Annotated in this window: 1 protein-coding gene; it reads left to right on the top strand. The window is 56.0% G+C overall.

Translation table 11 applies throughout. The annotated features are described in order from the left end of the window. Positions 1–341 (top strand): DUF4041 domain-containing protein (locus CDV46_RS18615; protein WP_140413418.1); only part of this gene is annotated, 341 nt, incomplete at both ends.

Below are 341 nucleotides of genomic sequence, written 5' to 3'. Positions count from 1 at the left end.
CGCGACTATTCAAAGTTGATGGCAACCCAAAGGCGAGCGGCAGAGTGCGACTACGCCGAAAAGAATCGTCGTGACACTGCCATCAGGTTTGTGATCGACGCCTTCAACGGGAAGGTGGACTCCATCCTGTCGCGTGCCAAGGTAGATAACTTTGGAACGCTGCAGCAAGAGATCAAGGATGCTGCGGCACTGGTGAACCACAACGGTGCAGCATTCCGAAGCGCTCGGATTCTGAAGGAGTACGTTGACGCGCGTATTGATGAGTTGGTGTGGGCAGTCCGCACTAACGAGCTGCGGGAGACGGAGAAGGAGGAGCAGCGACAGATTCGTGAGCAGATGCG

This window comes from Pandoraea sp. PE-S2T-3 (assembly GCF_002179965.1).
In the GTDB taxonomy this organism is placed as follows: Bacteria; Pseudomonadota; Gammaproteobacteria; order Burkholderiales; family Burkholderiaceae; genus Pandoraea.
The sequence above is the reverse complement of the archived record's forward strand: the minus strand, read 5'-3'. Positions and strand labels throughout refer to the sequence as shown.